This window comes from Burkholderia sp. Se-20378, from assembly GCF_017104665.1.
In the GTDB taxonomy this organism is placed as follows: Bacteria; Pseudomonadota; Gammaproteobacteria; order Burkholderiales; family Burkholderiaceae; genus Burkholderia; species Burkholderia lata.
In genome coordinates this window covers 1-10,125 of sequence record NZ_JAAGPG010000301.1, presented here as the reverse complement: position 1 = coordinate 10,125, position 10,125 = coordinate 1, and the positions used below count along the sequence as shown (strand labels likewise).

General features: G+C 61.7%; 8 protein-coding genes. 6 read left to right on the top strand and 2 right to left on the bottom strand.

Annotated elements, in window-relative coordinates; all coding sequences use genetic code 11:
- Positions 1-2,737 (top strand): YadA family autotransporter adhesin (locus tag G3N93_RS25900; protein ID WP_206134252.1); only part of this gene is annotated, 2,737 nt, incomplete at its 5' end.
- A 74-nt stretch (positions 2,738-2,811) separates the two neighbouring features.
- A complete protein-coding gene (locus tag G3N93_RS25895) occupies positions 2,812-3,636 on the top strand; it encodes an EAL domain-containing protein (protein WP_206134251.1) in 825 nt (274 codons plus the stop codon).
- A 311-nt stretch (positions 3,637-3,947) separates the two neighbouring features.
- Here G3N93_RS25895 and G3N93_RS25890 read toward each other — a convergent pair whose 3' ends face one another.
- Positions 3,948-4,631 carry a GntR family transcriptional regulator gene (locus tag G3N93_RS25890; RefSeq protein WP_174989902.1) on the bottom strand — a complete coding sequence of 228 codons (684 nt, stop codon included), beginning with the start codon at positions 4,629-4,631 and terminating at the stop codon, positions 3,948-3,950.
- Between the two features lie 570 nt (positions 4,632-5,201).
- On the opposite strand from G3N93_RS25890, the gene G3N93_RS25885 reads away from it, so the two are divergent.
- From G3N93_RS25885 to groL, 3 genes are all read left to right on the top strand, one after another.
- Entirely contained in the window at positions 5,202-5,957 is a 756-nt protein-coding gene (locus G3N93_RS25885; protein WP_307873432.1) for a response regulator transcription factor, read from the top strand.
- Positions 5,958-6,564: 607 nt separating this feature from the next.
- The gene (groES, locus tag G3N93_RS25880; protein WP_011351136.1) at positions 6,565-6,858 is read left to right on the top strand and encodes a co-chaperone GroES; all 294 of its coding nucleotides are present in this window, start codon (positions 6,565-6,567) and stop codon (positions 6,856-6,858) included.
- 46 nt (positions 6,859-6,904) lie between these two features.
- Complete coding sequence (gene groL / locus G3N93_RS25875) at positions 6,905-8,545, top strand: chaperonin GroEL (protein ID WP_011351137.1); 1,641 nt, start codon at positions 6,905-6,907, stop codon at positions 8,543-8,545.
- Positions 8,546-8,733: 188 nt separating this feature from the next.
- Here groL and G3N93_RS25870 read toward each other — a convergent pair whose 3' ends face one another.
- Entirely contained in the window at positions 8,734-9,600 is an 867-nt protein-coding gene (locus G3N93_RS25870) for a hydroxymethylpyrimidine/phosphomethylpyrimidine kinase (protein ID WP_174944448.1), read from the bottom strand.
- Positions 9,601-9,854: 254 nt separating this feature from the next.
- Here G3N93_RS25870 and G3N93_RS25865 point away from each other — a divergent pair, with 254 nt between their 5' ends.
- Positions 9,855-10,025, top strand: coding sequence for a rubredoxin (locus tag G3N93_RS25865; protein ID WP_004186709.1), 171 nt, complete (start codon positions 9,855-9,857; stop codon positions 10,023-10,025).
- Positions 10,026-10,125: the final 100 nt, after the last annotated feature.

Below are 10,125 nucleotides of genomic sequence, written 5' to 3'. Positions count from 1 at the left end.
GTCGGCCAATAGTTCGATCGGCTCGCTGTCCACGTCCACGTCGACCGGCCTGTCGTCGGCTAATAGCTCGATCTCGTCGTTGTCGACCTCGACCTCGACTGGCCTGTCGTCTGCCAACAGCTCGATCTCGTCGCTGTCCACCTCGACGTCGACCGGCATCAGCTCGCTGTCGACTGGTTTGAGCTCGACTGACAGCACGGTGTCGTCGCTGTCGACCTCGACGTCGACGGGTCTGTCGTCGGCCAATAGCTCGATCAGCTCGCTGTCCACGTCCACGTCGACGGGTCTGTCGTCGGCCAATAGTTCGATCGGCTCGCTGTCCACGTCCACGTCGACCGGCCTGTCGTCGGCTAATAGCTCGATCTCGTCGTTGTCGACCTCGACCTCGACTGGCCTGTCGTCTGCCAACAGCTCGATCAGCTCGCTGTCGACCTCGACCTCGACCGGCCTTTCGTCTGCAAACAGCTCGATCTCGTCGCTGTCCACCTCGACGTCGACCGGCATCAGCTCGCTGTCGACTGGTTTGAGCTCGACTGACAGCACGGTGTCGTCGCTGTCGACCTCGACCTCGACAGGTTTGTCGTCGGCTAACAGCTCGATCTCGTCGTTGTCCACGTCGACGTCGACGGGCCTGTCGTCGGCTAATAGCTCGATCTCGTCATTGTCGACCTCGACCTCGACGGGTCTGTCGTCTGCCAACAGCTCGATCTCGTCGCTGTCCACCTCGACGTCGACCGGCATCAGCTCGCTGTCGACTGGTTTGAGCTCGACGGATAGCACGGTGTCGTCGCTGTCGACCTCGACCTCGACAGGTTTGTCGTCGGCCAATAGCTCGATCAGCTCGCTGTCCACGTCCACGTCGACGGGCCTGTCGTCGGCCAACAGCTCGATCACGTCGCTGTCCACCTCGACCTCGACCAGCATCAGCTCACTGTCGACCGGCTTGAGCTCGACGTTCAGCTCGGTGTCGTCGCTGTCGACCTCGACCTCGACCGGCCTGTCGTCGGCCACCAGCTCGATCACCTCGCTGTCCACCTCGACGTCGACCGGCATCAGCTCGCTGTCGACCGGCCTGAGCAGTACGAACAGCACGATCCTGTCGCTGTCCACGTCGACCTCGACCGGTATCAGCTCGCTGTCCACCGGCCTGAGCTCCTCCAACAGCTCGATCACGTCGTTGTCCACGTCGACTTCGACCGCAATCGAAGCCGCGAAAACGCACTACTACGCCGTCAACGATGGCGGTACGCAAGGGGCGAACTACGCGAACAGCGCCGCAACGGGTATCGACTCGCTGGCTGCCGGCGTAGCCGCAACTGCCGCGGGTGCCAGCAGTGTCGCGGTCGGCTACGGTTCGAACGCGCAGTCGGATGGTGCGGTCGCGATCGGCCAGAACGCATCGGCAACCGGCGGCAAGGCCGTGTCGATCGGCTCCGGCAACACGGCAAGCGGCGACGGCGCGGTCGCAATCGGCGATCCGAGCGTCGCGACGGGCACCGGTGCGGTCGCGATGGGCGCGAACGACACGGCGACCGGCACGGGCGCAGTTGCCGTCGGCAACGCAAGCACGGCAACCGGCAACAGCGCGCTCGCCGTCGGCAATTCCAGCCAGGCCACTGCGGACAATACGATCGCACTGGGCAACCTGGCCACGGCCAGCGCCATAGGCGCACAGGCCTACGGCTCGGGCGCCACGGCCAGCGCGGCCAACGCACTCGCGCTCGGCTCGAACGCCACCGCGAACGTCGCCAACTCGATCGCGCTCGGTGCGAACTCGGTTACCGGTAACGCGGTTGCCGTATCGAGCGTCACGGTCGGTGGGGTCACGTACGCGGTCGCCGGCGCCAATCCGGTAGGCGTGCTGAGCGTCGGTTCGCCGGGGCAGGAACGCCAGATCACGAACGTCGCGGCTGGCCAGGTCTCGGCTACCAGCACGGACGCGATCAACGGCAGCCAGCTCAACGCGACGAACAACGCGGTCAGCGCGCTGTCGACGGGCCTGAATGCGACCAACAACAACGTGTCCGCGCTGTCCACGTCGACCTCAACCGCGATCAACGCATTGTCGACGTCGACGGCAAACAGCATCGGCTCGCTGTCCACCGGCCTGAACGCGACAAACGCGAGCGTGGCATCGCTGTCGACCGGCGTGACGAACATCAACAACCAGCTGAATCAGTTGTCCACGTTGATGAACACGCCGCAGACCGCGAACGCAGGCATTGCCGCCGACATGAACGGCACCGGCACCGACAAGCCGACCGTCACCGCGGGTTCGAACTCGGTGGCGATCGGCGCGAACTCGACGGATGGCGGTCGCCAGAACGTCGTGTCCGTCGGCAGCGACACACAGCAGCGCCAGATCATCAACGTGGCGCCGGGTACGCAGGGTACCGATGCGGTCAACCTGAACCAGCTCAACGCGGTGCAGTCGACGCTGTCGACGGCGTTGTCGGGCCAGCAGGCGCAGATCAACTCGCTGGGTTCGCAACTGCAGCAGACCGACCAGATGGCGAAGCAGGGTATCGCGGCCGTCGGCGCGATGGCGTCGATCCCGCAGCTCGATCGCGACGCCAACTTCGGGATGGGCGTGGGTACGTCGACCTTCCTCGGCCAGAAGGCGATGGCGGTCAACATGCAGGCTCGCATCACGGAGAACCTGAAGGCGTCGATCAACGGCGGCTTCAGCGGCGGTCAGAAGGTGATCGGCGCCGGCATGCTGTACCAGTGGAAGTAATCGCGTGGGGATGCACGGCCGACGGAAAGCCCGGAGTGGAAGCCGGGCTGTATCAGCAGGCACCGAGATTTTGAGTGCGTGCATGGGAGATTGCTGTGGATGGTACGGCCGTGCGTTGCAGGACGGGTGATCTTGTCGAAGATGCGGAGCGCGGATTGGTTCGGAAAGAGTTCTTTTTCGTTTATCAACCCAAGCTCCGCGTTCAGACCGGATTGCTGTCCGGATTCGAGTCGTTGATACGCTGGCATCATCCGGAGCATGGCATGTTGATGCCGGCGGCGTTCATTGACCTTGTCGAGAATTCGCATCTGACATGCCGGTTTACGGATTATGTGATCGAGGAGTCCGTGCGGGTGCTCGCCAGTTGGGCTGCGCTCGGATATGGCGATTTATCCCTGTCCGTCAATTTGCCCGCTCGCGAGATTACGCGGCCGGAGATGGCAAGAAGACTGGCGCTTGTTCTGGATTCCTATGCCGTCTGTGCCGGGAATCTTCAAATTGAATTGACGGAGTCCGTTGATCCAGGCCCGATCGATGCGCTTGCCGCTGCCGTTGCATCGATTCGGGATCTTGGCGTGAGTGTCGCAATCGACGATTTTGGTTCGGGATGCTGGTCGTTGACCAAATTGCATTGCCTGGCAGTCGACACACTCAAGCTGGATCGATCCTTCATGCGCGACGTTCATGAAAATCCTGAATCGAGGGCGATGGTCGAAACGCTCGTCGAGCTTGGGGGGCGTTTGAAGAAGAAGGTCGTTGTTGAAGGTGTCGAAACCAGGGCTCAGTTCGAATGGCTGAAGGCAATGGCGCAGATCGATTGCCAGGGCTACTACATCTCCGAACCCATTCGAGAGGAGCAGATGGATGGGTTGATTGAACGGTGTGGAATCCCGCGGTGAAGGGCGGCGCCGCTACGCCGGGTAGGCAGAGGCAACTGGCGTGCGGTGATGACTTACCGCATGTTTCGCGGGCGATTCGTTGTTTCCACGGTGTGGTGGGATCGACATCGGCGGTGTGCCCAGCCGATCTCTTCGGAAACGATGATGCCGGGCCGATATCGGCGTGTACACGATCGAGCTTGCGCAGTATTTGCCGGGCATGAGCGGATGCTCGATTCATCGACGGCACGCGATCGAACGTGCTGTGTGGTGCGTCAAGAAGCACGGCGCAACCCTGAGTCGGTTTTGTCAATCGAAACCGAAAAGTGTCATCAGACTGCCGCTCGCGAGTGATGTGGCTCAAAGTCACGAGTAAAGCAATCTCGCGTAAATGCGTCGATATAGTCGATCATCATGTCGGATGAACGCCCGGCTTCCTCCTCGTCACCGTCAGCGACTGCGCGCGCGACTCTCGTGTGCTGCAGGCTCGCCGCCGGCAGATCATCCAGCTGCTTGTGATGCATGAAGTAAAAGCGCCGGGACAACGCATGTAGCGGCGCAATAGCCTCGGCAGCGAACCGATTCCGGGAGAACTGCGCGATGAGCTGATTGAGTGTGTAGACGCATCTCAAATAGGCGACGACGTCTCGTGCTTCGCCAGCCGCGTCGAGTTTTCGGGCGATTTCGCGGATCTGCTCGCGCTCCTCGGGTAACGCCCGCCGTGCAGCGCGTTGTGCAATGAGCCGTTCGAGTTCACGACGCGTTTCGAGCACGAGCAATTGATCGTGAATGTTCGGCACGGTGATCATGATGCCGTGTCGAGGAACGATCTGCAGCAGATGCGAGGCAGCCAATCGTTGTGCGGCCTCGCGAACCGGCGTTCTCCCCGTATTCAGCTTCTCTGCGAGCGATGCCTCGGACCACACGCTGCCGGGCGCGAGCTCAAGCGTGACGATGAGCTCCTCGAGTTTCTCGTGAGCCTGTTCGGCAAGGGTGCTGCCCGTCAGTCCGTTCATGTGCCTAAGTGATTGCTGGAAGGATATTACTAACATATTAGTCCGGTCGCCCCCTGTTTTCAACTCAACGCAAAAAGGGGCAAGGTCGACGAACGGGTTTACCCCTCTTTGATCTTTGGCAGGCGTTTCGATATTCTACTGATATGTTAGTAACATCTGAGTGACATGCCTGGAGGCGAGCGAACCGTGCCGTGCCACGCGACGGTGAATCTCCCGATGGGTTGACTGCTGGCGACGGCAGCATGAGTGCCGCCAATCTGGGTGCCGGAGTGCCTGGCAGTCTCACGATGATCTGCTTGCGACTGTCTGCCCGCCCGCCGACGCCGCTGTTCGTTGGTGCTCGATGCAGAACAGGAGCGTCCTTTTAAAAACAGGGTGACGGACAGGGTTGGGCAGCAGTGTGTTGATGGGGTTTTGCGGTTGGCGTTGAGGCAAGACTGGTTTAAATCGATCGCATTTATTAAATAAGAAACCATCATGTTCATGCCTGTGTATTCGGGCGATCGATTTGGAGTGCGATGAAAATCATTCGAGTCGATGAAGGCTGGGGGTGTTATGAGTATCTTGTTAGTGGAAGGCGATCCGGACCAGGCGTCCGCCTTTGAAAGGGCGCTACGAGGATCAAATCGGGAAATTTTCCGGGTGTGCGATAGCGCGCGAGCTGTTCATTTTCTGAAGAAGGAGATGGTCGACCTCATCGTGCTCGATTGGCGAATTCCGGATGCCAACGGCCTCAATCTGCTGCACTGGATTCGGGCTAATGTCGGGGACGAACCGGGTGTTTTGTTCCTGGCCGCGAGAACGCTTGAGGCAGATGTCGCCGCTGCGCTGGACGCAGGCGCCGACGAGTACATCGGCAAGCCGTTCCGCGAGATCGAGCTGGCGGCTCGCGTCAATGCGCTGTTGCGTCGAAAGGCCCGCAACAAGAAACTCGATAGCAGGGTCGAGGTCGGGGCGTATGTCTTGAATCCGCTTGCGCGTACGATCGCCGTGCATGGAAAAATCATCGATTTGACGGCGAAGGAATTTGCGCTGGCAACTTTCCTGTTCAACAACATCGGGAGCGTACTTTCCCGGGATTCCTTGTCGACGCTGGCTTGGGGGCGAGCGCTGGATGGAACATCGCGGAGTCTCGACACCCACATCTATCGACTTCGACAAAAACTGGCGCTTCGCCCCGAGAACGGGCTTCAATTGAGCGCGGTGTATACGCATGGCTACCGGCTCGATACCGTCGATGAGATCTCGATGGCAAGGCATTTGGTCGTTCCCGGCCAGGCGTCGCAGCGTGCCATCTCCGAGAGTCCCGTTTCCGCGCTGGCATAGAACATTCCGGAAGATTCGTCCGGTGAATGGCGTGGAGTTGATCCGGGCTGCTCATGGCCGTTATCGGGCCGGCAGCTTGGCTTTGCACCCGTGATCACACGGATCCGATGCGTGACGTATCGACGACCGGGACGTTCGGGGCTGGCGAGTGCGCGCGTGTCGCGGCGCGTCCGCATCGTGACCACGGCGGAGTGTCCGGGCCCCATTTAATTTGCCCGCGTTCGCCCGGATACGCGGGATTTCCCTGAGGTATCGTTGCCCTTGGGGAATTTCCCGTGACGTAGGGTCATGCCAGCGGCTCGCGGCATCCTCCCGGCTCCGTCGGAGGTCGATCGCTCGTCATGGTAAGTTATTGTTTTTGCTGGGCATATCGTCGCTTTCCTTGCTTCGCCCCGATCGTGTCGGGCTCACGCGCAAGTGAGCCACGCTCAAGGTCGGGCGAGCCTTGCCGCCTCGAAAAAAACCGCAAACCCCCCTTCTTGAATTTGTCAAAACCCGTCCATATAATTAGCACTCGCTGCACGAGAGTGCTAACAATTCTCTGCCGGGCGATAAGCCGGGCAGATTCCCTAAGCGTTCTTCAATCTCAGTCAAGAGAGGAGTGAATATGAACCTTCGTCCTTTGCACGATCGCGTGATCGTCAAGCGCCTGGATCAGGAAACCAAGACCGCCTCGGGCATCGTGATCCCCGACGCCGCTGCTGAAAAGCCGGACCAGGGCGAAGTCCTGGCCGTCGGCCCGGGCAAGCGCGACGACAAGGGCGCCCCGATCGCGCTCGACGTGAAGGTCGGCGATCGCGTCCTGTTCGGCAAGTACGCAGGCCAGACCGTGAAGGTCGACGGCAACGAACTGCTGGTCATGCGCGAAGAAGACATCATGGCCGTGGTCAACGCCAAGTAAGCGTCCACCGACGGTACATATTCCCAAGAATTCAAGGAGTTAGAAGATGGCAGCTAAAGACGTCGTATTCGGCGATTCCGCCCGTTCGAAGATGGTCGAAGGCGTGAACATTCTCGCCAACGCAGTCAAGGTCACGCTGGGTCCGAAGGGCCGCAACGTCGTGCTCGAGCGCAGCTTCGGCGGCCCGACGGTCACCAAGGACGGTGTGTCGGTCGCGAAGGAAATCGAGCTGAAGGACAAGCTCCAGAACATGGGCGCGCAAATGGTCAAGGAAGTGGCTTCCAAGACCAGCGACAACGCAGGCGACGGCACGACGACGGCAACCGTCCTCGCGCAATCGATCGTTCGCGAAGGCATGAAGTACGTCGCATCGGGCATGAACCCGATGGACCTGAAGCGCGGCATCGACAAGGCAGTCGCAGCGGCTGTCGAAGAGCTGAAGAAGATCAGCAAGCCGTGCACGACGAACAAGGAAATCGCACAGGTCGGCTCGATCTCGGCGAACAGCGACACGTCGATCGGCGATCGCATCGCTGAAGCGATGGACAAGGTCGGCAAGGAAGGCGTCATCACCGTCGAAGACGGCAAGTCGCTGGCAGACGAACTCGACGTCGTCGAAGGCATGCAATTCGACCGCGGCTACCTGTCGCCGTACTTCATCAACAACCCGGAAAAGCAAGTCGCCGTCCTCGACAACCCGTTCGTGCTGCTGCACGACAAGAAGGTGTCGAACATCCGTGATCTGCTGCCGGTACTCGAGCAAGTCGCGAAGGCTGGCCGTCCGCTGCTGATCATCGCCGAAGACATCGAAGGCGAAGCGCTCGCAACGCTGGTCGTCAACAACATCCGCGGCATCCTGAAGACCGTTGCGGTCAAGGCACCGGGCTTCGGCGATCGTCGCAAGGCGATGCTGGAAGACATCGCGATCCTGACCGGCGGCCAGGTGATCGCGGAAGAAACCGGCCTGACGCTCGAGAAGGCAACGCTGGCAGAACTGGGCCAGGCGAAGCGCATCGAAGTGGGCAAGGAAAACACGACGATCATCGACGGCGCAGGCGAAGCCGTGAACATCGAAGCACGCGTGAAGCAAGTGCGCGCGCAAATCGAAGAAGCGACGTCGGACTACGACCGTGAAAAGCTGCAAGAGCGCGTGGCCAAGCTGGCCGGCGGTGTTGCAGTGATCAAGGTCGGTGCAGCGACCGAAGTCGAAATGAAGGAAAAGAAGGCACGTGTCGAAGACGCACTGCACGCAACGCGCGCAGCTGTGGAAGAAGGCATCGTGGCAGGTGGCGGCGTTGCGCTGATCCGCGCTCGCACCGCGATCGCAGCCCTGACCGGCGCTAACGCCGATCAAAACGCCGGCATCAAGATCGTGCTGCGCGCAATGGAAGAGCCGCTGCGCCAGATCGTCACGAACGGCGGCGAAGAAGCCAGCGTCGTGGTGGCGGCAGTTGCTGCAGGTACGGGCAACTACGGCTACAACGCAGCGACGGGCGAGTACGTCGACATGGTCGAGGCCGGCGTCGTCGACCCGACCAAGGTCACGCGTACCGCACTGCAGAACGCAGCTTCGGTTGCAGGCCTGCTGCTGACGACGGACGCAGCTGTTGCTGAACTGCCGAAGGAAGACGCACCGATGCCGGGCGGCATGCCGGGCGGCATGGGCGGCATGGGCATGGACATGTAATCGACTTCGGTCGATGGTGTCCGGAGCGCGCAGCGATGCGCGTTCCAGCCAAAGAAAAAGACCCGCAGCGATGCGGGTCTTTTTTTATGTGCGCGCGAATTGCGATGAGTGCGCAGGGCGGCCGAAGATGTCGCGTCCAAAGGGCGTGACATGGCGCGACGGCGGGGCATGCCCCGCCGCACGTGCCCTCAATGCCGGTGCGACGTCCTCGGCACCGGGTCGGCCTTAACGGCCGGCGGTGTATCCGAGTCTTCGTTGCTGCGCGCCCAGAAGAACCGGTCGGGCAGGTATGCACCCATGCCGGGCCGGAACGCGTCACGCACGGCCTGATACAGGTATTCCTGCGCCTCACGAACCGCTTCGGGCGGCTCCTGGCCGTTCGCGAGCAGTGCCGCGATGGCCGCGCCCAGCGTGTCGGTGATGCCCATCAGCCGGTGCGGCGAGCGATCCCACATGTCCTCGCGGAGCTGGCCTTCCTCGCCGTACAGCGTGTTGACGAGCCGGTGCGAGCCCGTCTCGGACGACAGGATGTACTCGCAGCCCTGCGACAGCAGGTGCGAGACGGCCGCGTCGAGATTCGGCGGCTCGGCGTCGCCGTCCGGCTGCGCGAGCGCGATCAGCGTCGCGTAGTCGGCGACCAGCAGCGTGGTTTGCGGCGCGAGCAGGTCGGCGATCGATTCGCGCAGGTCGTCGGCGGCGAGCACGTGCTCGTCGTCGAGCGTGAAGTCAGGCGCGAGTACGAGCGGCACGCCGTCGTAGTCCGCGACCACCTCGGCGATCGCGCTGACGACTTCCGCGCGCGTGGTTGCGCCGATCTTGAACGCGGCGACCGGCATGTCCTCGAGCAGCATGCGCGCCTGGGCGGCGACGACGTCGGGATCGAGCCCCGTCACTTCGTCGCAGGCGGCCGAGTCGCGCACGGTGTAGCCCGTCATGACGGACACGCCGTGACAGCCCATGCTCGCCAGGGTCAACAGATCGGCTTGAATGCCAGAGCCGCCGGTGGGGTCGAACAGGCCGAAGGTGAGGACGATCGGAGGGGCGTTGCTGGACATGTAAAAATGGGGCAAGAGAAAAACGGGAAAGCGACGGGCATGCGGACGGCGAGGCGAAATGGGCGTTTTCGGCCCTGTGTTGCCCGGCAGGCCGCACTTTTCAGCCATTATGCGGCGGAATCCGGCCCGCACGACGGATTTTTTAGCGCAGCGCAACGTAGTCGCGTTACTCCAGCGCGATTGCTAGGCAGTCCGGCCCCGACACGGTACCATCATGGCTCCCGAATTTACCGACTTTCCCGACGCGGCTTAAGATGGAATACAAGAGCTGGATGTGCCTGATTTGTGGCTGGATTTACGACGAAGAAGCCGGGCTGCCGGAAGAGGGCATTGCCCCGGGCACGCGCTGGGAAGACGTCCCGATCAACTGGACGTGCCCTGAATGCGGTGCCCGCAAGGAAGACTTCGAGATGGTCCAGATCTGACCGGACCGTTGGCCCACGGACACACCGCTCAGGCCTCGCATCGACCCGGCGCTCGCGCGTCGAGGCTCGCGCGAGCGACTTGACGATGACAGGCGCGCGA